This window comes from Agromyces sp. GL_144 (genome assembly GCF_057834305.1).
Genome location: NZ_CM174399.1, coordinates 2306934 through 2329599, shown reverse-complemented (window position 1 = coordinate 2329599; position 22666 = coordinate 2306934). Strand labels below are relative to the sequence as shown.

At 68.8% G+C, this 22666-nt stretch carries 23 protein-coding genes and 2 tRNA genes; 17 read left to right on the top strand and 8 right to left on the bottom strand.

All coding sequences use genetic code 11. The features are described from left to right. The 7 genes from AC3IPY_RS10590 to AC3IPY_RS10560 all read left to right on the top strand — a co-directional run bounded on the left by AC3IPY_RS10590 (position 1) and on the right by AC3IPY_RS10560 (position 5905). Positions 1–1077: an ABC transporter permease gene (locus tag AC3IPY_RS10590; protein ID WP_489184256.1), complete on the top strand. Its 1077-nt coding sequence runs from the start codon at positions 1–3 to the stop codon at positions 1075–1077. Then, the gene (locus AC3IPY_RS10585) at positions 1074–2762 is read left to right on the top strand and encodes an ABC transporter ATP-binding protein (protein ID WP_489184255.1); all 1689 of its coding nucleotides are present in this window, start codon (positions 1074–1076) and stop codon (positions 2760–2762) included. The genes AC3IPY_RS10590 and AC3IPY_RS10585 overlap by 4 nt, the downstream gene beginning before the upstream one ends. Further along, entirely contained in the window at positions 2762–3619 is an 858-nt protein-coding gene (locus tag AC3IPY_RS10580) for an ATP-binding cassette domain-containing protein (RefSeq protein ID WP_489184254.1), read from the top strand. The genes AC3IPY_RS10585 and AC3IPY_RS10580 overlap by 1 nt, the downstream gene beginning before the upstream one ends. Further along, entirely contained in the window at positions 3616–4569 is a 954-nt protein-coding gene (locus AC3IPY_RS10575) for a D-isomer specific 2-hydroxyacid dehydrogenase family protein (RefSeq protein ID WP_489184253.1), read from the top strand. The genes AC3IPY_RS10580 and AC3IPY_RS10575 overlap by 4 nt, the downstream gene beginning before the upstream one ends. A gap of 152 nt (positions 4570–4721) precedes the next feature. Then, positions 4722–4794 (top strand) — tRNA-Asn (locus AC3IPY_RS10570). A 98-nt stretch (positions 4795–4892) separates the two neighbouring features. Further along, entirely contained in the window at positions 4893–5603 is a 711-nt protein-coding gene (locus tag AC3IPY_RS10565) for an AzlC family ABC transporter permease (RefSeq protein WP_489184252.1), read from the top strand. Continuing rightward, complete coding sequence (locus AC3IPY_RS10560; protein ID WP_489184251.1) at positions 5600–5905, top strand: AzlD domain-containing protein; 306 nt, start codon at positions 5600–5602, stop codon at positions 5903–5905. Before AC3IPY_RS10565 ends, AC3IPY_RS10560 begins: the two co-directional genes overlap by 4 nt. A gap of 33 nt (positions 5906–5938) precedes the next feature. Here the strand turns inward: AC3IPY_RS10560 and def are convergent, their stop codons facing one another. Beyond that, positions 5939–6505, bottom strand: coding sequence for a peptide deformylase (def, locus tag AC3IPY_RS10555; protein ID WP_489184250.1), 567 nt, complete (start codon positions 6503–6505; stop codon positions 5939–5941). 39 nt (positions 6506–6544) lie between these two features. On the opposite strand from def, the gene AC3IPY_RS10550 reads away from it, so the two are divergent. The 6 genes from AC3IPY_RS10550 to AC3IPY_RS10525 all read left to right on the top strand — a co-directional run bounded on the left by AC3IPY_RS10550 (position 6545) and on the right by AC3IPY_RS10525 (position 12120). Continuing rightward, positions 6545–7462: a DMT family transporter gene (locus AC3IPY_RS10550; RefSeq protein ID WP_489184248.1), complete on the top strand. Its 918-nt coding sequence runs from the start codon at positions 6545–6547 to the stop codon at positions 7460–7462. A 211-nt stretch (positions 7463–7673) separates the two neighbouring features. Then, positions 7674–8930 (top strand): glycosyltransferase, encoded by a 1257-nt coding sequence (locus tag AC3IPY_RS10545; protein WP_489184247.1) that lies wholly within the window; start codon positions 7674–7676, stop codon positions 8928–8930. 10 nt (positions 8931–8940) lie between these two features. Further along, a tRNA-Ile gene (locus AC3IPY_RS10540) sits at positions 8941–9014 on the top strand. Between the two features lie 362 nt (positions 9015–9376). Beyond that, positions 9377–10552 (top strand): alcohol dehydrogenase catalytic domain-containing protein, encoded by a 1176-nt coding sequence (locus AC3IPY_RS10535; protein ID WP_489184246.1) that lies wholly within the window; start codon positions 9377–9379, stop codon positions 10550–10552. A 112-nt stretch (positions 10553–10664) separates the two neighbouring features. Beyond that, the gene (locus AC3IPY_RS10530) at positions 10665–11585 is read left to right on the top strand and encodes an SDR family oxidoreductase (RefSeq protein WP_489184245.1); all 921 of its coding nucleotides are present in this window, start codon (positions 10665–10667) and stop codon (positions 11583–11585) included. 262 nt (positions 11586–11847) lie between these two features. After that, the gene (locus AC3IPY_RS10525) at positions 11848–12120 is read left to right on the top strand and encodes a hypothetical protein (RefSeq protein WP_489184244.1); all 273 of its coding nucleotides are present in this window, start codon (positions 11848–11850) and stop codon (positions 12118–12120) included. 156 nt (positions 12121–12276) lie between these two features. On the opposite strand, the gene AC3IPY_RS10520 is transcribed toward AC3IPY_RS10525, so the two are convergent. From AC3IPY_RS10520 to AC3IPY_RS10490, 7 genes are read right to left on the bottom strand one after another with little or no spacing between them, the layout of a single operon-like run. Beyond that, positions 12277–13380 (bottom strand): HoxN/HupN/NixA family nickel/cobalt transporter, encoded by a 1104-nt coding sequence (locus AC3IPY_RS10520; protein WP_489184243.1) that lies wholly within the window; start codon positions 13378–13380, stop codon positions 12277–12279. Further along, on the bottom strand, positions 13377–14162 hold the full coding sequence (locus AC3IPY_RS10515; protein WP_489184242.1) for an urease accessory protein UreD: 786 nt from the start codon (positions 14160–14162) through the stop codon (positions 13377–13379). Before AC3IPY_RS10515 ends, AC3IPY_RS10520 begins: the two co-directional genes overlap by 4 nt. Continuing rightward, a complete protein-coding gene (gene ureG / locus AC3IPY_RS10510; RefSeq protein ID WP_489184241.1) occupies positions 14159–14947 on the bottom strand; it encodes an urease accessory protein UreG in 789 nt (262 codons plus the stop codon). The genes AC3IPY_RS10515 and ureG overlap by 4 nt, the downstream gene beginning before the upstream one ends. Beyond that, positions 14940–15605 (bottom strand): urease accessory protein UreF, encoded by a 666-nt coding sequence (locus AC3IPY_RS10505; RefSeq protein ID WP_489184239.1) that lies wholly within the window; start codon positions 15603–15605, stop codon positions 14940–14942. The genes ureG and AC3IPY_RS10505 overlap by 8 nt, the downstream gene beginning before the upstream one ends. After that, entirely contained in the window at positions 15605–17302 is a 1698-nt protein-coding gene (locus AC3IPY_RS10500) for an urease subunit alpha (RefSeq protein ID WP_489184238.1), read from the bottom strand. Before AC3IPY_RS10500 ends, AC3IPY_RS10505 begins: the two co-directional genes overlap by 1 nt. Then, entirely contained in the window at positions 17289–17639 is a 351-nt protein-coding gene (gene ureB, locus AC3IPY_RS10495) for an urease subunit beta (protein WP_489184237.1), read from the bottom strand. The genes AC3IPY_RS10500 and ureB overlap by 14 nt, the downstream gene beginning before the upstream one ends. Positions 17640–17648: 9 nt before the next feature. Then, entirely contained in the window at positions 17649–17951 is a 303-nt protein-coding gene (locus AC3IPY_RS10490) for an urease subunit gamma (protein ID WP_489184236.1), read from the bottom strand. Positions 17952–18465: 514 nt separating this feature from the next. On the opposite strand from AC3IPY_RS10490, the gene urtA reads away from it, so the two are divergent. The 4 genes from urtA (at position 18466) to urtD (ending at position 22666) form a co-directional block, all read left to right on the top strand. Beyond that, entirely contained in the window at positions 18466–19737 is a 1272-nt protein-coding gene (gene urtA, locus AC3IPY_RS10485) for an urea ABC transporter substrate-binding protein (protein ID WP_489184235.1), read from the top strand. A 93-nt stretch (positions 19738–19830) separates the two neighbouring features. Next, positions 19831–20715, top strand: a complete 885-nt coding sequence (gene urtB / locus AC3IPY_RS10480) for an urea ABC transporter permease subunit UrtB (protein WP_489184234.1) — start codon at positions 19831–19833, stop codon at positions 20713–20715. Continuing rightward, on the top strand, positions 20712–21851 hold the full coding sequence (gene urtC, locus AC3IPY_RS10475; RefSeq protein WP_489184233.1) for an urea ABC transporter permease subunit UrtC: 1140 nt from the start codon (positions 20712–20714) through the stop codon (positions 21849–21851). Before urtB ends, urtC begins: the two co-directional genes overlap by 4 nt. Continuing rightward, a complete protein-coding gene (gene urtD / locus AC3IPY_RS10470) occupies positions 21848–22666 on the top strand; it encodes an urea ABC transporter ATP-binding protein UrtD (protein WP_489184232.1) in 819 nt (272 codons plus the stop codon). The genes urtC and urtD overlap by 4 nt, the downstream gene beginning before the upstream one ends.

Sequence of the window (22666 nt, the reverse complement as noted above, 5' to 3'; positions counted from 1 at the left end):
ATGACCGCGGCATCCGCACCCCTCGCACCGCCGAAGCGGCGACTGCGCGACCGTCTGCCCGTCGTGCACCAGGTCCGGCAGAGCGTCGGCCTGCAGCGCGGCATGCTCGTCGCCGGACTCGTCATGGTGGGCGTGTTCATCCTGACGTCGCTGCTCGCGCCGGTGCTCGCGCCGTACGGGTTCGCCCAGCGCAAGGACGACGGCGTCGCCTTCGGCACGCAGCGTCCGCCCTCGATCGAGCATCCGTTCGGCACCACGGTCGGCGGCTACGACGTGTTCTCCCGGGTCATCTGGGGCACCCAGACCGCGATCGTCGTCATCATCGTCGCCGTGCTGCTCTCGATCTTCATCGGCGTCGCGCTCGGCCTCTACTCCGGGTACTTCGGCGGATGGCTCGACCGCGTGCTCGTCGTCGTCTGCGACGCGATCTACGCGTTCCCGTCGCTGCTGCTCGCGATCGTGCTCTCGATCGTGATCTCCGGCGGTCAGTCCGGCCTGTGGGGCGGCGTGCTCGCGGCGGCCGGCTCGATCACGGTGGTGTTCATCCCGCAGTACTTCCGCGTGATCCGCGCCGAGACGGTGCGCATCAAGGCCGAGGCCTACGTCGAGTCGGCCAAGGTGCTCGGCGCGTCGAACTCCCGCATCGTGTTCAAGCACGTGCTGCGCAACGCCACCCGCACGCTGCCGCTCATCATCACGCTGAACTCCTCCGAGGCCATCCTCACGATGGCCGCCCTCGGCTTCCTCGGCTTCGGCATCGAGCCGACGGCCGCGGCCGAGTGGGGCTACGACCTCAACAAGGCGCAGTCCGACGTCACGAGCGGCATCTGGTGGACGGCGGTCTTCCCGGGCCTCGCGATCGTGTTCACGGTGCTCGGCATCACGCTCGTCGGCGAGAGCCTGAACGACCTCGCCGACCCGCGCCTGCGCGGTCGTCGCCGGGTCGCGAAGGCGGCCGGCCAGGTCGCCGAGACGTCGGTCGTGCCCGGTGGCACGCTGACCGCCGGGCCCGGAGGTCTCGCCGGCCTCGAAGACGGGGAAACATTCGACGAGCACGGAATCGAGGTCAAGCCATGAGCACGGTGGTCGACATCAGGAACCTCGGGGTCTCGTTCGCGACCGACGCCGGTGCGGTGAAGGCCGTCGACGACGTGTCGCTCACGGTGCAGCGCGGCGAGGTGCTCGCGATCGTCGGCGAGTCCGGCAGCGGCAAGACCGTCACGGCGAAGACGATCCTCGGGCTCCTGCCCGAGACGGCGACGACGAGCGGTGCGGTGGTGCTCTCCAACCGCGCCGGAACCCGCGAGAACGACGTGATCTCATTGTCGAAGCAGCGGCTCCGCGACATCCGCGGCACCGATGTGGCGATGGTCTTCCAGGAGCCGTCGACGGCGCTCAACCCCGTCTACACCGTCGGGTGGCAGATCATCGAGGGCCTGCGCGCGCACGGCGAGATCTCCAAGAAGGAGGCCCGCGCGAAGGCCATCGAGATGCTCGGGCGCGTCGGCATCCCCGACCCCGAGCAGCGCATCGACCACTTCCCGCACCAGTTCTCGGGCGGGCAGAAGCAGCGCATCGTCATCGCGATGGCGCTCGTGCTCGAGCCGGGGCTCATCGTCGCCGACGAGCCGACGACCGCGCTCGACGTCACCGTGCAGGCCGAGATCCTCGACCTGCTGCGGCGGTGCCGCGACGAGTTCGGTGCGGCGATCGTGCTCATCACCCACAACATGGGCGTCGTCGCGGACCTCGCCGACCGGGTCGCCGTGATGTACCAGGGCAACCTCGTCGAGCAGGCCGACGTCGAACAGCTGTTCGCCACGCCGCAGCACGAGTACACGAAGAAGCTGCTCGCGGCGGTGCCCTTCGTCGGCCATGGCACCGTTCACGCCCAGGAGCGTGCGGCGGCTCGCGCCGACGACTGGGCAGACCAGACGCCCGTGGTTCGGGCGAAGGGCCTCGAGATCGAGTACCCGGGCCGGTTCGGCAGCTCGGGCTTCAAGGCCGTGCGCGGGGTCGACCTGGTCATCCGACCGGGTGAGGTGCTGGGCCTCGTCGGCGAGTCCGGCTCCGGCAAGACCACGATCGGCCGTGCGATCGCCGGGCTCACGAAGGTCACGGGCGGCTCGCTGAACGTGCTCGGTGCCGAGATGAACGGCATCCGCGAGCGCGACTTCCGGCCGCTGCGCAGCCGCATCGGATTCGTCTTCCAGGACCCGGCGTCGAGCTTCAACCCGCTCCTGACGATCGCGGAGTGCGTGGCCGAGCCGCTCATCATCCACGGCCGGGCCCGCGATGCCAGAACCGCCCGTCCGCGCGTCGACGAACTGCTCGAGGCCGTGCAGCTGCCGAAGGCCTACGGCGACCGCTACCCGCACGAGTTGAGCGGCGGGCAGCGCCAGCGCGCGAGCCTCGCCCGCTCGCTCGCGCTCGAACCCGAGCTGCTCATCGCCGACGAGCCCACCTCGGCGCTCGACGTGTCGGTGCAGGCCCGCGTGCTCGAGCTCTTCGCCGAGCTGCAGCGCGAGTTCGGGTTCGCCTCGCTGTTCATCAGCCACGACCTCGCGGTCGTGGACATCCTCGCCGACCGCATCGCGGTGCTGTACCACGGCGAGCTCGTCGAGGAGGGCACCGGAACCGAGGTGCTCGGTTCGCCGCAGCAGGCGTACACGCAGCGCCTGCTCGCATCGCTGCCGGTGCCCGACCCGATCGTGCAGGCCGAGCGTCGCGAGCAGCTCCGGCGACTGCGGGAGGCCGACTGATGGCTCCGACCGAGCACGGGTACCCGATCGTCATCAGCGATCTGACGCTGGAGTACCCGGCCAAGGGCCCGAGCCCCGCCCATGTCGCGCTGCACGGGCTGAGCCTCACGATCGCACCGGGCGAGGTCGTCGGCCTGCTCGGCAGCGCGGGCAGCGGCAAGAGCACGCTCGCGAAGCTGCTCTCGGGGGTCGCCCTCGACCCGAAGTCGGGCGACTCGCGGCCGGTCATCACGGGCGGCGAGGCATCCGTGCTCGGTCATCGGTTGCGCGGTCTGCCGAAGCGACGCATCCCCGAACTGCGCTTCCACGTCGGCTACCTCGCGCAGGACGCCGGATCCAGGCTCCCGGCCGACCGCAGCGTGGCGGAGATCATCGCCGAGCCGATCCTCGAGCGCGATCGACGCTACAACCAGCGGGCACTGGCGACCCGGGTCGCGACGATGCTCGACAGCGTGCGCCTGCCGCTCGGCCACCTCGAGAAGTACCCCTACGAGCTGAGCGGCGGCCAGCGCCAGCGCGTCGCGCTCGCCCAGGCGCTCGTGCTCGGCCCGTCGGTGCTCATCGCCGACGAGCCGACGGCCGGCATCGACCTCACGGTGCGCGACGCGGTCGCCCAGCTCATCGGCGAACTGCGCGAGCGCCAGCGGTTCTCCGCGCTGCTCATCAGCCACGACCTGCCGGTGCTACGACGCACCGCCGATCGCATCGCCGTGCTCGACCGCGGCAACCTGGCGGCGCTCGGCACCATCGAGGAGGTCTTCCACGATCCGAGCCACCCGTACGTGGCCGCGCTCGCGGGTGCGCTCGACGACGGTCACGCGATCATCGACGAGGTCGACGAGGGCATCAGCACGTGACCGATTCCGCGACGCGGCCGTTCGCGTCCGGTGCCGTCTCGGTGCTGCCGAACGCCGATCCGACCGTGGTCGACGCCGTGCGTCGCGCCGGCGGCACGGTCGTGCCGCTCGGAGCGGCCACGCGCGGCATCGTCTGGGTGGCGAACGGGGGCTCGGCCGAGCTGACGGACGCACTGGAGCGGCATCCCGATGTCTCGTGGGTGCAGCTTCCGTGGGCGGGCGTCGATGCGTTCGCCGGCACGCTCGAGCGGTTCCGCGACGACGGCCGGGTCTGGACGAGTGCCAAGGGGTCGTACGCACGCCCCGTGGCCGAGCACGCGCTCATGCTCGCCCTGAGCGTGCTGCGCGAGGTTCCCCGCCGGGCGCGCGCCGTGACGTGGGAGGCCGACGAGCGCGGACGCTCGCTGCTCGGCGCGCGCGTCGTGGTGCTCGGCGGCGGCGGCATCACCGAGGAACTGCTGCGGCTGCTCGAGCCGTTCGGCGTGCACGCGACCGTCATCCGTCGCCGAGAGGCCCCCGTCGCGGGTGCGGCGCGTACGGTGACCGACGCCGCACTGCACGAGGTGCTCGCCGACGCCGACGTCGTGTTCCTCGCTGCGGCGCTCACCGAGCGCACGCGCGGCATGATCGGCGCGGCCGAACTCGCGCTGCTGCCCGACGGCGCCGTGCTCGTCAACGTGGCGCGCGGCGCGCTCGTCGACACCGACGCACTCGTCGCCGAACTCGCGAGCGGCCGGCTCGGCGGGGCCGGGCTCGACGTCACCGAGCCCGAACCGCTGCCGGCGGGGCATCCGCTCTGGCAGCTCGACAACGCCCTCGTCACGCCGCATGTCGCCGACACCGAGGCGATGACCGTGCCGCTCTTCGCGGCGCGCGTGGAGGCCGACACCGCCGCGTTCCTCGGTCGCGGCGAGTGGGTCGGACGCATCGACCTGCACGCCGGATACTGACTTCCGGCTCTCATTCAGGTGCCGTCGGTACCCTGAAATCGCATCTGGTCGGGGCGTCCTCCACGACGCCGCGGCCGGCTGTTTGTCGAGGGTCGCTCGAATTGGTCAGACGCGCACGTTTTGCTAGAGTGAATCCGCTGCAACACGCATGATCCTCCATAGCTCAATTGGCAGAGCAATCGGCTGTTAACCGATAGGTTCTTGGTTCGAGTCCAAGTGGGGGAGCAACCGAAGCCCCGCATCCAGACGGATGCGGGGCTTTCTGCACCGGCGGGGTCCTGTCGACAGCGCCACGAAGAGCAAGTCGATCCGAGGGTGCGCGCATGGACGAGGTGACCGAGGCCGCTGCCGGCCGCAGCGCCGCCGTGCGCGCCTCGCTCTCGGTCGGGCTCGCGACGGCCGCCTACGGCATCTCGTTCGGTGCGCTCTCGGTCGCGTCGGGTCTCGACGTGTGGCAGACGATGTTCCTCAGCCTCGTGATGTTCACCGGCGGCTCGCAGTTCGCCCTCATCGGGGTCCTCGCCGGCGGCGGGGCGGCCGCCGCAGGGCCGGCCATCGCCGCGGCCGCGCTGCTCGGCGTGCGCAACGTCGTCTACGGCATGCGCATGAAGCCGCTCGTCGACCGCGGCGGCCCGGTGAAGCGCGTGGGTGCGGCCTGGCTCACGATCGACGAGTCCACCGCCGTCGCGCTCGCGCAGTCCGACGAGAAGTCGGCCCGACTCGGTTTCTGGCTCACGGGCGCCATCGTCTTCGTCGGCTGGAGCCTCACCACGCTGCTCGGCGCGCTCATCGGCGACGCGCTCGGCGACACGAAGGCCTGGGGGCTCGATGCCGCGGCCGCGGCCGCGTTCCTCGGGCTGCTCTGGCCGCGCCTGAAGCGCGTGCAGGCGGGTGCCGTCGCCGTCGGCGCGGCGGTCGTCGCGGCGCTGACCACGCCCGTGCTCGTACCGGGCCTGCCCGTGCTCGTCGCGGCATCCGTCGCCCTCGTCATCGGGTGGTTCGACTGGTTCGACCGCAAGAGGCCGGCGGCATGACGACCTGGCACGTGATCCTCATCGCCTCCGCGGCGACGCTCGCCCTGAAGCTCGGCGGGTACGTCGTGCCGGCGGGGTTCCTCGAGCGCGAGCGCCCGGCGCGCATCGCCGACCTGCTCACGGTCGCGCTGCTCTCCGCGCTCATCGTCGTGCAGACGCTCGGCGCCGGGCAGGCGATCGTGCTCGACGCGCGCGTGCCCGCGGTCATCGTCGCGGCGGCCCTCTACGCCCTGCGGGTGCCGTTCGTCGTCGTGGTCATCGTGGCCGCGGGCGTCGCCGCCGCCATCCGTGCGTTCACCTGAGCGGATGTCGCGACACGGCCGCTCGGGATCGGGTCAGGCCTCGAGGTCGTCGACGCCGGGCATCCACGAGACACCGGGCTCGCCCCAACCGACCTTGCGGCAGATCTTCGCGACGATGCGCTGTTCGCGATCGGTCAGCCGGTCGGTGTAGAGCGTGCCGTCGAGGTGGTCGAACTCGTGTTGGAAGATGCGGGCGAGCCATCCGTCGGCCTCGATCTCGAAGCGCTCGCCCTCGAGGTCCGTCGCACGCAGCAGCGCACGCTCGGCGCGACGCAGCGGGAACCGCTCGCCCGGGAACGAGAGGCAGCCCTCGGACTCGAGGTCGGGGTCGGGGTGCCCGGGCACGGCCGGCGTGATCCAGAGCTCGGGGTTGATCGCGACGCCGCGCCATTCGCGGTCGGACTCGTCGGTCCAGCCGTAGGTGAACAGGCGCAGCGCGACGCCGACCTGCGGCCCCGCGAGCCCCACGCCGGGTGCGGCATCCATCGTGTCGAACATGTCGCGCACCAACTCGCGGATGCCGTCGTCGATGGTCTCGACGGGGAGGGCGGGGGAGTGGAGCACCGGGTCGCCGGTGATGCGAATGGGAAGCACGGCCATTCGCCAAGGATATCGGCGCGGGAGAGGTAGGGTCGTTGCGTGGATCCGAACCTGAGCGACCTCACAGAGCAGATCGCCCTCGACCCCACCCAGTTCATCGGCATTCCCCTGGCCCTGGTCGGCGCGGTCTTCCTGTCGCTCGGCGCCCAGTTCCAGCACCGCGGCGTGACCAAGGTCGAGGCGCACACCCGTGACTCGCTCGGCACCGGCCTCGGGCTCGGACAGCTCTGGTTGCTGCTGTCGCGCCCGTCGTGGGTCATCGGCACGGTCATGCTCGGCCTCGCCATCGTCTTCCAGCTCGCGAGCCTCTCGTTCGCGCCGCTCATCGTGGTGCAGCCGCTCGGCGCGATCGCGCTCGTGATCACGTCGATCCTCAACTCGCGCGTCAACAAGGTGAAGCTGAACTCCAAGTCGATCACCGCGATCGTCATGTGCGTCGGTGGCGTGTTCCTCTTCGTCGGCGTCGCGGCGTTCACGGCCGTCGACAAGCCCGTCACCGACCGCCAGCTCATCGTCATCCTCTCGCTGCTCGCGGTCGTGCTGATCGCTGCCGGCCTCGCCTTCTGGTTCTTCCGCAGCCGCATCCGTGCCGTGTTCTACGTCATCATGGCCGGTGTGCTCTACGGCTTCGTCGCCACGCTCGCCAAGGTCGTCATCGGCCGCGTGCAGCAGGGCGAGTTCGAGTGGCTGACGCTCACCTGCGTCATCGGCCTGCTCGCCGCGACCGCCCTCGGAGCGTACTTCGTTCAGAACGCCTACGCGTCGGGACCGCCCGACCTCGTGATCGCCGGCCTCACGGTCGTCGACCCCATCGTCGCCGTCGTCATCGGCATCGTCGTGCTCGGCGAGGCCTCGCAGGCCGGCCTCTGGGCGAACATCGTCTTCGTGATCGCCGGAGCGATCGCCGTGTGGGGCGTGTTCCTGCTCGCTCGCAACCACCCGCAGACCCGGCTCTGAGGCGCGGGCCGTCAGGGGCGCCCGGCGCCTCTCGGCCGCGCCTTCCGATCGGCGTGCGGCTCGCGGCATCCGGCTCGCGACATGCTGGTCCCGGCCCGCCCCCGGGGCGCCACGTAGACTACTATTCTTCGAAGTCACCGCTCGCGCCCGAACGGCGCCGTGACGACCCAGGCCGATCGGGCCGCCCCAGAATTGTGAGGAACTTCACCACGTGTCTGACACTCCCGGTGCGACATCCCCCAGTGCCGCCGACCGCGCAGAGCCGGAACGCCCGCTTCGCATCCTGATCGGCGCCGACACGTTCGCGCCCAACGTCAACGGTGCGGCCAGGTTCGCCGAGCGGCTCGCCGCCGGCCTCGTCGAGCGCGGTCACGAGGTGCACGTCGTCGCGCCCGCCGCGAACCGCAAGCACGGCACGTGGCCCGAGGTGCACGAGGGGCAGGAGATCACCGCGCACCGGCTGCGCAGCTGGCGCTGGTACCCCCACGACTGGCTGCGATTCGCGCTTCCGTGGCGCATCAAGCAGAACAGCGCCCGCATCATCGACGCCGTGCAGCCCGACGTCGTGCACTTCCAGTCGCACATCATCGTGGGCCGGGGCCTCTCACTCGAGGCTGCGAAGCGCGGCATCCGCATCGTCGGCACGAACCACTTCATGCCCGAGAACATGCTCGAGTTCACGCTCCTGCCCAAGGCCTGGCAGGACTGGGCCGTCGGCCTCGCCTGGAAGGCGGCGGGGCGCACGTTCGGCCGCGCCGAGTCGGTCACCACTCCCACGCTCAAGGCCGCGCAGTTCCTCGAGAAGCACACCGGCCTCAACGGCGTGCACGCCATCTCCTGCGGCATCGACGCCCACAAGTACTCGCCCAACTGGGAGCCCCGCACCGAGAACCGCATCCTCTTCGTCGGGCGGGTCACGGGCGAGAAGCAGATCGACGTGCTGCTGCGGGCCCTCACCATGCTGCCCGCCTCGCTCGACGCCAAGGTCGAGATCGTCGGCGGCGGCGACCAGAAGCGCAACCTCGAGGCGCTGGCGGTCGAACTGGGCATCGCCGACCGCGTCACCTTCACGGGCTACGTGACCGACGAAGAGCTGCGCGAGGCCTACCACCGCGCCTCCGTGCTGGCGATGCCGTCGATCGCCGAGCTCCAGAGCATCGTGACGATGGAGGCCATGGCCTCGGCGCTGCCCGTCGTCGCGGCCAACGCCATGGCGCTGCCGCACCTCGTGCACGATGGCGAGAACGGCTACCTCTTCGAGCCGAGCAACCCCGAAGATCTCGCAGCCAAGCTCCGCACCGTGCTCGAGGCCTCGCCCGACGAGTACCACGCGCTGAAGGCGGCGTCGATCAAGCTCATCAAGGCCCACGACATCACCCGCACGCTCGACACGTTCGAGAGTCTGTATCGTGGTGAGCGCGTGACCGATCCGGTCACCGAGTCGATACCGGTCATCCTTCCCGACTGATGTCGCTCACGGGGCGGTAGCTCAGCCGGTTAGAGCAGTGGACTCATAATCCATCGGTCACGGGTTCAAGTCCCGTCCGCCCTACAGATAGCAGCTGATCAGGGGTTCTTTTCGTTCGCGATACGACCGCACGATGTCAGGACTCGGCCTTGATGTGCGGCGGCACGGCCGACCGCCTCGTGGCGTGCCCATCGGCGAGGCGGGCACCGTTGCCGAGCCGTCGGGTTCTCGGGTGACGAGCAGTCCGCGCGAGCTATTGGCGGAGTCGAGCAGTTCGAGCACCCAGGCTTCGTTGATCGAGGGATGCCGCTCCGCCGAAGAACTGTAGACGCCCTGCCGAGTCTGCCGACGAGCGCGCTGCGTGTGCGCGTCTGGGGGTCTTACCTCTCTGAGTGCATGCAGTCCAGCCCCTTGAGCGCGGTTCGAGGTTCGGCGAGGGTGAGGGCATGAGAGCACTCACCTGGCAGTCCACCGGCAGCGTCAGCGTCGAAACGGGTCCCGACCCGCGCATCGAGGAACCGACCGACGCGGTCGTCCGCATCACCTCGACCGCGATCTGCGGCTCCGACCTGCACCTCTACAACGTGCTCGGGCCGTTCCTCGCGAAGGGCGACATCCTCGGTCACGAGCCGATGGGGGTCATCGAGGAGGTCGGGGCGGATGTCGCGGGCCTCGCGGTCGGCGATCGCGTCGTGGTGCCCTTCGTGATCGCCTGCGGTGCGTGCTACATGTGCCTGCGCGGGCTGACGACGCAGTGCGAGACGACGCAGAACCGGGACACCGGCACCGGAGCCGACCTCTACGGTTACACCGAGCTGTACGGATCGATACCCGGCGGGCAGGCCGAGTACCTGCGGGTGCGACGGGCCGACGCCAACGCCTACAGGGTCGGGCACGAGTTGTCCGACGACCGGTACCTGTTCCTCAGCGACATCCTGCCGACCGCCTGGCAGGGCGTGCAGTACGCGAACGTGCCCGCGGGCGGCACCCTCGCGGTGCTCGGCCTCGGGCCGGTCGGTCAGTTCGCCGCGCGCATCGGGCGGCACTTCGGCCAGCGCGTGCTCGCCGTCGACCCGGTGCCCGAGCGGCGGGCGATGGCCGAGCGGCACGGCATCGAGACGTTCGACCTCGACGATGATCTCGTCGATCTGCTCCGCGACGAGACCGATGGGCGCGGACCCGACAGCGTCGTCGACGCCGTCGGCATGGAGGCGCACGGCAATCCCGGCGTCGAGTTCGTGCAGAAGGCGGTCGGCATCCTGCCCGACGGGCTCGCGAAGCCGATGATGCAGAAGGCGGGCGTGGACCGGCTCGCGGCCCTGCACCTCGCGCTCGAACTCGTGCAGCGCGGCGGCACCGTGTCGCTCAGCGGCGTGTACGCCGGTGCGGCCGACCCGATGCCGTTCATCTCGATGTTCGACAAGCAGATCGCCCTGCGCATGGGCCAGTGCAACGTGCACCGCTGGCGCGACGACCTGCTGCCGCTCGTCGAGGAAGCGGCCGACCCGCTCGGAGTCGAGGACCTCGTCACGCACCGGGTGCCGCTCGAGCGCGCCCCCGAGATGTACGAGACCTTCATGAAGAAGGAGGACGGATGCATCAAGGTCGTGCTCGAGCCGTGAGCACGACGCGGTCCGCCCTCGCGTGAGCGCGGCATCCGCTCGCTCGATAGCGGGGAGAAGCGCAGCGCGCAAGGCCCTGCCGTCGCTTCGCGAGGCCGCGTAGATTCGCCGCATGAGCGAGCAGACGCGAGACCAGTCCACGCGGGATCAGTACACGTTCGGCGACCCGTCGAAGCTCTACGCCGAGTACGACCCGAAGGCGCAGCACCAGCCCGAACCCGGACTCGACGCGAAGCTCGACCCGAAACCCGATCTGGGCGAGAACTCCTACCGCGGCAGCGGGCGCCTGCAGGGGCGCAAGGCGCTCGTCACGGGCGCCGATTCGGGCATCGGAGCGGCCACCGTCATCGCGTTCGCCCGTGAGGGCGCCGACGTCGTCATGGCGTACCTGCCCGAGGAGGAGGCCGATGCGCAACGCGTCGCGGCGATCGCGCAGGATGCCGGCGTGCGGGTGTTCACGATTCCGGGCGACCTGCGTGACGCCGGGTACTGCCGCGATCTCGTCGATCGTTCGGCGGATTCGCTCGGCGGCCTCGACCTCGTCGTGAACAACGGGGGCAAGCAGGTGTACGTCGAGGACCTCGTCGACCTCTCCGACGATCAGTTCGACGACACGTTCAAGACCAACGTGTACGCGATGTTCTGGATCACCAAGGCGGCGGTGCCGCACCTGACGCCGGGCTCGACGATCATCAACACGACCTCGATCCAGGCCTACGAGCCCTCGCCGATCCTGATCGACTACGCGTCGACGAAGGCGACGATCAACGCGTTCACGAAGGCGATCGCCCAGCAGCTCGCGCCGAAGGGAATCCGGGTGAACGCGGTCGCGCCGGGCCCCGTCTGGACCGTCCTGCAGGTGACCGACGGGCAGCCGCCCGAGAAGCTCGCGGAGTTCGGCGAGAACACGCCGCTCGGCCGCATGGGCCAGCCCGCCGAACTCGCGCCCGCGTTCGTGTTCCTCGCATCGGCGGAATCGAGCTATGTCATCGGCGAGACGCTCGGCGTCACCGGCGGCAAGCCGACCCCGTGATCTGCGCGTGGCGCCCCGGGTGCTCCGACCTGGCGCGGTGATCGTGGATCTCGCGTGAGCGCGGCCGGCCGGTACGCGGGAGACCCCTTCCGCCGCACGTCAAGCTCCTCCCGCCTCGCGAATGGTCGATCTCACGTCATGGCACCGGGCTCGTGATCGATCCCGGCAGCAAGGAGCACCTGATGACCCGTTCAGCCCGTCGGAGCACTTCGACCCCTCCGAGACCCTCGATCGAGCACCGCCCGCCTCAGGAGGTGGTGGCATGAGCACGATCGCCGATCTTGCGCAAGTCGGGGACAGCCCTCGGCGGCGACATGGACTTCCGCCGATCGGCCTCTGGTGGCCGAGGCTGGAGCATCCGCTCCAGCGCGAGCTGCTCGAGAACCTCGATGCACCGTTGCGTCCCGTGCTCGTTCGGCGGATATTCGACCTCTGCGATCTCGAGGATCGGCCGCTGCCGTTCGGCGTCGTTCGTCTCGCCCTCGACGAACGTGCCTACATCGCCGGCTGGGCGCACACGCTCTCGTGGGAATGACGCTCGATCCCGTGAGGGGATCGAGGCGCGGCGACGCGTGCGTCGCGTCGGTCGGTTGGCTGTTGAAGACGAGTCTGCGTCCGGGGGAGCAGCCCGGTTGAGTCCACCGACCCCGGACTCACGCGCGTCGCCTCGGAATGAGCATCGAACGGAGTCTCACATCTGTCGTGCTCGCCGCCACACGATGACAGCGCCGAGCCAAACGACGATCAGGCCACCGGCGATCCCGAAGCCGATCGCATTGAGGTTCACACCGGCTGCGAACTGCCACACGCCACCGTCGAGACCGAGTTCTTCACCGAGAAGTGCGACAAGCTCCGTGGTTCCGACTGCGACGGCGACCATGACGGAGATCGCGGTGATGGTGAGGTTGTATCCAAGCCTGCGCGGGCCGTCGGTGAACGCCCAACCGTAGGCGTAGCGCATCACCAGTCCGTCGGCAGTGTCGAGAAGGGACATGCCTGCGGCGAAGAGCAGGGGCAGTGACAGCAGGGTGTACCACGCGATTCCCGACGCGGTGCTGGTTGCAGCAAGGACCAGCAGGCCGACCTCGGTGGCGGTGTCGAATCCGAAGCCGAAGAGCACGCCGAGCGGATACATCTGCCATGGTGCACGGATGGTGCGCATGACGGGTGCGAAGAGACGGGCCAGGGGGCCGCGTGTCGTCGCCTGCTCCTCGATCTGGGTCATCGTGACCTCACCTGAGCGCACCTGCCGATACGTTCGCCACGTCGATGCCAACAGGGCGACGTTGATCGCGGCGATGACGCCCAGGAACAGGGCCGACACGGTCGTGCCGACGGTGCCCGTGACCCGGTGGAGCACGGACCCGTCGTCTTGGAGTGGACCAGCGATGGCGCCCACGCCGAGCGCGAGCAGCAGTACGAGCGCCAGCACGACGGAGGAATGACCGAGGGAGAACCAGAACCCGACTGACACGGGCTTCTTGCCGTCACTGATCAGCTTCCGCGTGGTGTTGTCGATCGCAGCGATGTGGTCGGCGTCGAACGCGTGCCGGAGACCCAGAACGTAGGCCGTCAGCCCCACCCCGACGCTGAGGACGGCGCCCGCGCCCGATCCGCCGCCGCCTTGTGTCAGAAGCAGACCGAACCCCGCGACATGGAGGGCGAGAATGACTCCGAACATACCCAGGAGCGGCAGGCGTGCGCGGTGGTGAGGAGAGCGCGTTGCCGGGGGGAGGGTGCTGATCTTCGAGGATGCCGGGCGCAGAGCCTCCGCGCCCATGGAACCGAGGTTCACTCGATCGCCCCGACCGAGTCGATCGCTCGAGGCGTCGACGAGGCTCCTGCCGGGATCGGCACGGCAGCGGTTGCGACGGACGCGGCGGTTGACGTGGCTTGCTCCGCCCATTCCGCCCACACGCGGTCCAATGGCGAGTCGTGCGTGTGATGGCCCAGATGCCTTGCCACCGCGCCGGGCTGGTCGAGCAGCAATGCGCCGGGCTCATGGTCGGGGCGGAAGCCGATTGCGATGATCGCGTCCAGCACCCGATCCGAGCTCAATATCCCCGGTTCGGGAAAGCGCCCGTCGAGGTCGAGGTCCTCGGTGAGTACTGGGCCGTCGGGATCCGTGATCGAGAGGTGGGACGAGAGGCTCCCACCCGCCTCGCCCTGCCGACCCAGCACGACGGTCTCCCGGATGACAGTGCATCCGCCCGTGTCGAGGTCGATCTGCGTGCGGCGATCGACGCTTGCGCCCTCCGCGACGACCAGCGGCAGGGCACGCCAGAGCAGGGTGCCGCCTGATCCCACCCGCGCAGCGAAGGTCACCTGAGCTGCGGAGGTCAGGGCACGGTAGGCGACCATGCCGCCGACGTCTTCGAGCTCGAGGGTGCAGTCGGGCCCCACGTCCACCTCGACGTCGACGAGGTCGCCGCCGAGGAGGAGCATGCCCGCGGCGGTGAGCGCGACGTGCGCGGTGCAGGAGGTGCGTCCGACGAGTCTCGGAGCCAGTGCGCCGACGACCAGGTCGACCTGCGCACGAGGATGGCCCGCCCGCACCGCGATCCGTGTCGTCGTCATTTCAGAGCATCGGAGAGCGAAGGAACGTGATCTGGCGCGCTCGAGTGGTGCTCGTCCGCGCCCTCCTCATCGTGACGGTGCACGAAGCCGCCGTCGGGGTGTTCTTCATCGGCGTGGAAGTGCGGTGCCATCGGCCCCGGGTCCTGAGGCACGTGCGTGCCGCGGCGGTGGCTCTCGAGAACGCCGAGCACCCAGGCGCGCAGCGCAGCGACGGATGCGGCATCCGAGCGCGACAGCGCGAGGACGGCCCGGCCCTCGCGTGCCTGCGACGCATCCGCCACCATCTGCGGCACATCGACGCCGACGTGGGGTGCGAGGTCCGTCTTGTTGACCACCAGCAGGTCGGCTCGCCCGATGCCCGGACCGCCCTTGCGGGCGACGTCGCCGCCGCCTGCGACGTCGAGCACGAAGATCTGCGCGTCGACGAGTGCCGGTGAGAACGTCGCGGTCAGGTTGTCGCCCCCGGATTCGATGAGCACGACATCGAGGGGAGCGAAATCACGCTCGAGGTCTTCGGCGGCGATGAGATTCATGGTGATGTCATCTCGGATCGCGGTGTGCGGGCACGCGCCGGTCTCGACGGCACGGATGCGATCGGGTTCGAGCACTCCGGCCGAACGGAGGAATCGAGCGTCTTCGTCGGTGTAGATGTCGTTCGTGATCACTCCGAGTCGAAGTTCGTCGGCGAGGGAACGGCACACGGTCGCGATGAGCGAGGACTTGCCGGTACCCACGGGTCCGGCAATGCCGAGACGCAGGGCGCGGGTGGGGGTGTTCTCAGGCACGGAAGAGCCTCCTGGTGGTCAGGGCATGAGCTTCCGCCCATGCCTCGCTTTGCGGCGCACTCGCCGCGGGGATCTGGTGGGTGGATGTGATGCTCGACACGGCGGCGACGTTCGGCTCGATCGATGAACAGGCGTCGAGCACCATCGCGACACCCTGCGCGGGATCGCCGGGCTCGAGCTTGAGGAGCGCGGCCACGGCGCATGCCATGTCGTCGTAGACGATGAGCCGAACAAGGCTCTCGGCATCGAGCCCCGCGTGTGCGGCGATCGCGCCGAGCACGAGCGGTCTCGGCGGGGACTCATCGAGGTCGCCGAGCGAGTTTCGCACTGCGGGCCAGATCTGCACGGCCAGCCGATTGAGGCCACGTCCGAGATCCTTCGCGGCATCACGGATCGCGCGGCTCGGCGTGCGCGCGGCCCATGCCCGCTCGATCGGTGCCATCGGGACGCAGTCGAGCGCCGCGTGCCGGGCGAGCACAGCGGTGCCGGCATCCACCATGCCCGTCGTCCGGGCTCTGGCACGCAGGAATGCGGGGACGTCCGCGACCGGCATCCCTGCCAGCAGTGCAGGCTCCACTCCCGACGACTGCGCATGGCCGCCGCTGGGGAGGCGCGCATCCGCCAACAGCAGGCTGATCGTGTGCGGTGACGGCTTCATCAGAAGAGGTTGTACAGCTGCGCGAGGGGGAGGGATGCCGCGGGCGCCGGTTCGACGTCCTCGCCGTCGATCGCGATCTCGAACGTGTCGGGACGAATGCGGATCGACGGCAGGACGTCGTTGTTCTTCATGTCGACTTTGCCGATATGGCGCGTGGGCTCGACCCCTGCGAGTCGACGACGAAGTCCGAGCGTCTCGGCGAGACCGGCATCGAGTGCCGCAGGCGAGACGTACGTCACCGACACGTCCGCCCCGATCGCGTCGCCGAAGGACGGTCGCATCATCACGGGCTGCGGCGTCGGGATGGAGGCGTTCGGGTCGCCGAGCGCGGCCCACGCGATTGCGCCGCCCTTGACGACGACGGCGGGTCGGACACCGAAGAATTTCGGGTCCCACACCACGAGGTCGGCCAGACGGCCGACCTCGATCGACCCCACGTCGTATGCGATCCCGTGGGCGATCGCGGGGTTGATGGTGTACTTCGCCACGTAGCGACGCGCTCGTTCGTTGTCTGCCGGCATCCCGCCGTCCAACGGGCCGCGACGGTGTTTCATGACGTGTGCGACCTGCCAGGTGCGCGTGATCACTTCGCCGATCCGGCCCATGGCCTGCGCGTCCGACGAGGTCACGGACAGGGCGCCGATGTCGTGAAGGATGTCCTCCGCCGCGATCGTGGTGGCCCGGATGCGCGACTCGGCGAATGCGAGGTCCTCCGGAACCGCAGGGTTGAGATGATGGCAGACCATCAGCATGTCGAGGTGCTCGGCGACCGTGTTGACCGTGTGAGGGAGCGTCGGGTTCGTGGAACCCGGGATCACGTGGGGCAGCCCGGCGATCGAGAGGATGTCTGGAGCGTGACCGCCGCCGGCGCCTTCTACGTGGAACGCGTGGATGGATCGGCCGCCCATCGCCGCGATCGTCGACTCGACGAATCCCGCCTCGTTCAGAGAGTCCGAGTGCAGCGCGACCTGCAGGCCCCAATCCTCGGCCGCACGCAACGACGCGTCGATCGCCGCGGGGGAGGAGCCCCAGTCCTCGTGCACCTTGTAGCCGGCGGCGCCGGCGAGAGCCTGCTCCTTCAGGGCGGCCATCGACACCGTGTTGCCCTTGCCGAGCAGCAGGATGTTGACCGGCAGCCGATCCAGCGCACGGTGCATGGCGGACAGATGCCACGCACCCGGGGTGACCGTCGTCGCCTTGGACCCCTCCGATGGTCCGGTGCCACCGCCCACGATCGTCGTGATGCCGGTGGCGAGTGCCTCGTGGATCTGCGAGGGCGAGAGCAGGTGGACGTGCGAGTCGATGGCGCCCGCGGTGACGATGCGTCCCTCACCGGAGATGACATCCGTGGACGGGCCGATGATCATGTCGATGCCGTCGCTGATGTCGGGATTGCCCGCGTGCCCGATGCCGACGATCCGACCGTCGCGGATGCCGATATCGGCGCGGATGATGCCCCACCAGTCCAGGATGATCGCGTTCGTGATGACCGTGTCGAGGGCGCCGTCCGCTCGCGTCGTCGTCGCCTGCGCCATGGACTCGCGGATCGACTTGCCGCCACCGAACACGGCCTCCTCGCCGCCGATGGTGAGATCGCGCTCGATCTGGATCCAAAGGTCGGTGTCGCCGAGCCGCACCTCGTCTCCGACCGTCGGCCCGTAGATCGCTGCGTATCGTGAACGGTCAAGCCAGACCATCGAGCACCTCCTGTCCCTCGGTCTTGATCTGGATGCCGGGAACCCGGCGCGCACCGCGCAATGCCACGGCGTCGAGCGCCCGCGATGCGCCCGGCTCGAAGCGCTGAGAGGTCCCGGAGGGGATGTCGAGCCGGAATCCCTGCGCGGCGGCCCGGTCGAACTCGAGGGCTCCGTTCACGTCGGGAAGGTGGATGTGCGAGCCGATCTGGATCGGGCGGTCGCCCGTGTTCACGAACACGAGCCGGATGCGCTCCGCGTCGCTGCGATCGGCGTTGAGCTCGATGCGCCCCGGCTGGATCCGGTAGGCGCCAGGGCCATGCGATGAAGGTGATGCCACGGCGACTCCTCAGTCGATCGGGTGGTGGACGGTGACGAGCTTGCGGCCATCCGGGAACGTCGCTTCGACCTGCACGTCGGCGAGCATCTCGGGAACGCCCGGCATCACCTGATCACGGCGGAGTACGGTGCGGCCCTCCTGCATCAATTCAGAGACGCCGCGACCGTCTCTGGCCCGTTCGATGACCCAACTCGAGAGCAGAGCGACGGTCTCGGGGTGGTTGAGCAGGATGCCCCGCTCGAGTCGGTCGCGCGCGACCATCGCTGCGACCGACAGCAGGAGCTTCTCGGTTTCGGCGGGAGTGAAGTGCATGTAGGCCTCCGACGGGTGATGTCAGAAGTGTGCCATATCGAATTCTTTCGCTGAGGTGCTCGCCTGAGCTGATTCCGAGATATGGGTCAAGAATGCCCGGAATCACGGCGTTCTTACCGGGAGTCTCCGCCGATGGTTAACCAGATCGGAACATCAGAGAAATGTCAAAGTAATGCCACAGTCCCATGCTGGCACTACCGCAACGGTCGGCGATCACCTTTCGCCGGTCCGAACCGGCATGCGAGGCCCGGCACCATCCGGCATCCAGACGCAAGGCACCGCCGGCTCAACGTCCTGCTCCGCGCCGTGATTCACAGATCAGCCTGTTCCGTCATCTCCTCGACGCCCGCCCGCACCGTGTCCCGTCGTCCGCCGTCCCCGAAATGACGTCGGCGCGACCGGGTCATGCGGCGCGCCGGCCAGGCCCAGCACCGAACCCGAGAACGCATCACCCCTGCATCACACAGAAATGGAGTTCCATATGAACGCGACACGAACTCGAAGGGCGCGCCGCATGCTGGCCGTCCCCGCCCTCGCGACCGCAGCGGTCCTCATGCTCGCCGGCTGCGGTTCCCGCGCCGGTGACACCGCAGAGGCGGATTCCGCCGCAGCGGCGGCCGAAAGCTGCATCGACACGTCCGGCGACACGATCAAGCTCGGCTTCCTCAACTCACTGACCGGTGGGATGGCAATCTCGGAGCAGACCGTCTCCAACGTCCTGCACATGGCCGCGGACGAGATCAACGCCGACGGAGGCATCCTCGGCAAGCAGATCGAGTACATCCAGGAAGATGGGGCCACCGACTGGCCGACCTTCGCGGAGAAGACCGAGAAGCTCCTCACGCAGGACTGCGTCGCCGCGATCTTCGGCGGTTGGACCTCGTCGTCCCGCAAGGCGGTCAAGCCGGTCGTCGAAGAGAACAACGGCCTGTTCTTCTACCCGGTGCAGTACGAGGGCCTCGAGTCGTCGCCGAACATCTACTACACCGGCGCGACCACGAACCAGCAGATCATCCCCGCGATGGACTATCTCGCTTCCCAGGGCGTGAAGACCCTGTTCCTGGCGGGTTCCGACTACGTGTTCCCGCGCACCGCGAACGCGATCATCAAGCTCTACGCCGCCGAACTCGGGATCGAGATCGTCGGCGAGGAATACGTGCCGCTCGACAAGGACGACTGGACGACCCAGGTTTCGAAGATCGTCGCCGCGGACCCGGACTTCGTCTTCAACACGATCAACGGCTCGTCGAACGTCGGCTTCATCAAGGCGTACTACGACGCCGGTCTCACCCCGGAGACGACGCCGATCATCTCGGTGTCGATCGCCGAGGAGGAGGCGCCGGCCATGGGCCACGAGGTCACCGGCAACTATGCGTCGTGGAACTACTTCCAGTCGCTCCAGACGCCGAACAACCCCGGCTTCATCGAGCGCTGGCAGGCCTACCCGGACAGCAGCGGGGTGACTTCCGACCCGATGGAGGCCGCGTACATCTCGCTCTACCTCTACAAGGCCCTGGCCGAAGCGGCCGGTTCGTTCGACGTCGACGAGATCAATGCCGCCGCCGCGGAAGGCGGAATCACCGTCGACGCGCCAGAGGGCGTCATCACCCTCGACGGCGAGAACCACCACATCTCCAAGCCGGGCAACATCGGCAGGATCAACGCCGACAACCAGTTCGACATCGTCTGGTCGTCCGACGGCTTCATCGACCCCGACCCGTACCTCGAAGGGTACGACTGGTTCCCCGCCGACGTCCGCGATGCTCTGGTAGCCGCCGCGGGCTGATCCTCGCCGGATGCGGGGTCCCGCGTCCCGGCGGGCACGGGACCCCGCATCATCACCGCTCCGGAACGACGACTGAACAGAGAGCGAACGCACGTGGATGCACTCATACCGCCGTTGTTGAACGGCACCGCGCTGGGCGCGCTGCTGCTGCTCGCAGCGCTCGGGCTCACCCTCACCTTCGGCCAGATGGGGGTGATCAACATGGCGCACGGCGAGTTCATCATGGCCGGTGCGTTCATCGCGTACCTGACCCAACTGGTCGTCATCTCCAGCAACGTCTCGATCCTGCTCGCGCTGCCGCTGGCCTTCATCGGAGCGGGACTCCTCGGCCTCCTTCTCGAGATCGGCATCATCCAGTGGATGTATCGACGACCTCTCGACACCCTCCTGGTCACGGTCGGTGTGGCTCTGATCCTGCAGCAGGTCGCACTGCAGATCTTCCCTGCACAGGGCGTGCCCGTGCAGGCCCCCGACTGGCTCAGCGGGCAGATCGCCGTCTTCGGCTACGCGTGGCCCCTCCGGCAGTTGTTCACCATCGTGCTCGCGGCCCTGTGCCTGATCGCGCTGGCGGCATGGCTCAAGTACTCGTCCTTCGGGCGCCGGATCAGGGCGACCGTCCAGAACCGGGACCTCGCCGAGACCAGCGGCATCCGCACCCGCAACATCGACCGCATCACGTTCTTCGTGGGTTCGGGCCTGGCAGGCGTCGCCGGAGTCGCAGCGTCGCTCATCGGCGGCACGAACTCCCAGATGGGCACGCAGTACATCATTCCCGCGTTCCTCGTCGTCGTCGCCGGCGGTGTCGGCCAGATCAAGGGGACCGTGATCGCCGCGTGGGCGCTGGGCATCGCCCTGTCGTTCTTCGCGGACTGGACCACCGGAAGCATGGCCCAGGTGCTCGCCTTCGTTCTGCTCGTCGTGTTCCTGCAGTTCCGTCCACAGGGCCTGTTCACGGTCCGCACCCGGGGGTTGACATGACCAAACTCAAGCCGTGGCTTCCAGTGATCGGCATCGCGGTGTTCGCCGTGCTGCTCCTGGTCGTCGCCCCAGCCGTGCTGTCCATGCACTGGCTCAACAACCTCGGAAAGTACTGCTGCTGGGCGATCGCCGCGGTGGGGATCGGCCTCGCCTGGGGTCGTGGAGGCATGCTGGTCCTCGGGCAGGGAGTCTTCTTCGGGCTCGGTGCCTACGCGATGGCGATGCACCTCACGCTGGAGAGCACGGTCGCCGGCAGCCTTCCCGTCTTCATGATCCTGTACGACCCGCTGGCATCGCTTCCCGCCTTCTGGGAGCCGTTCCGCAGCGACGTCTTCACGCTGGCGGCCATCGTGCTGCTGCCGGTGATCGTGGCCGGGGTGCTCGGATACGCCCTGTTCAAGCGCAGGATCAAGGGGGCGTACTTCGCGATCCTCTCCCAGGCGCTCGCCGTGGCGCTCGCCGTCCTGATCAGTTCGACGATCCGCGAGACCGGTGGCGACACCGGGCTCAGCGACTTCAAGTACTTCTTCGGGTTCGTCTTGAACGACGATGCGAACAAGGTCATGGTCTTCATGATCGCGGCCGCGTTGCTCATCGTGTGCCTTCTGGTGGTGTGGCAGCTCAACCGCAGCCGGTTCGGTGAACTGCTGATCGCCACGCGCGATGCCGAAGAGCGCGTTCGCTTCCTCGGCTACGACCCCGCCAACATCAAGCTGGTCGCCTATGTGGTCGCCGCGCTGATGGCGAGCATCGCGGGAGCCATGTTCGTCCCCATCGTCGGCATCATCACACCGGCAGAGATCGGCGCTTCCGCCTCGATCCTGATGATCGCCGGTGTGGCGCTCGGTGGCCGCGCCTCGCTGTTCGGCCCGGCTCTCGGGGCGATGGCGATCGGATGGGGGCAGTCGAGCCTCGGATCCAGCTGGCCCAGTGGGTGGATCTACATCCTGGGACTCGTCTTCATCCTCGTGACCCTCTTCCTCCCGATGGGATTGTCCTCGCTGTCGCGTAAGGCGAAGAGCTTGGTGTGGCGCTCGCGCCCAGCGCCATCCGCGCCATCCGCGCCATCCGCGCCATCCGCGCCATCCGCGCTCACCGTCGCTGAAGCACCCGTGCTCGAGGAGGCGAAGAAGTGAACACGTCCGATTCGCTCGTCGTCTCAGACCTGCACGTCGAGTTCGATGGCTTCGTCGCCGTCGGCGGCGTCTCCTTCGACGCCCACCCCGGCGAGGTGCGCTTCCTCATCGGCCCGAACGGGGCCGGCAAGACGACCTGCATCGACGCCATCACCGGCATGTCCAAGGGCTCCGGATCGGTGAAGCTCGGCGATCAGGAGCTCCTGGGCAAGCCGGTCAACAAGATCGTGCGCCTCGGGGTCGGGCGGACGTTCCAGACCGCAAGCGTGTTCGAGCAGCTCTCGGTCCTGCAGAACCTCGACATCGCGGCAGGGCTCCACCGCTCGTCGCTCTCGTTGTTGCGTGCTCGGCGCGGCATCGAACCCGCGATCGAACTGGCGTTGGAGGAGACGGGGCTGGGTGCGGAGCGCGAGACGCCGGCCGGCATCCTGTCCCACGGCCAGAAGCAGTGGTTGGAGATCGGGATGATGCTCGTGCAGGAGCCGCGCGCGCTCCTGCTCGACGAGCCCGTCGCCGGGATGAGTCAGGACGAGCGGTCCGCGACCGGCGAGCTCCTGCAGCGCATCGCCCAGCGCCGCATCGTGCTGGTCGTCGAGCACGACATGGATTTCATGCGCCGGTACGCGTCGCGCGTCACGGTGCTGCACCAGGGCAAGGTGCTCTCGGAGGGCGCGGTCGCGCAGGTCCAGGCCGACCCCAACGTGCAGGAGGTCTACCTCGGCACAGCCGGGGTCGCGACCACGACCGCCATGCTGGCCGTGGCTGACACGACGACCGCGGTGACGGATGCCGCGACGCGAGGGGAGGGGGTCTGA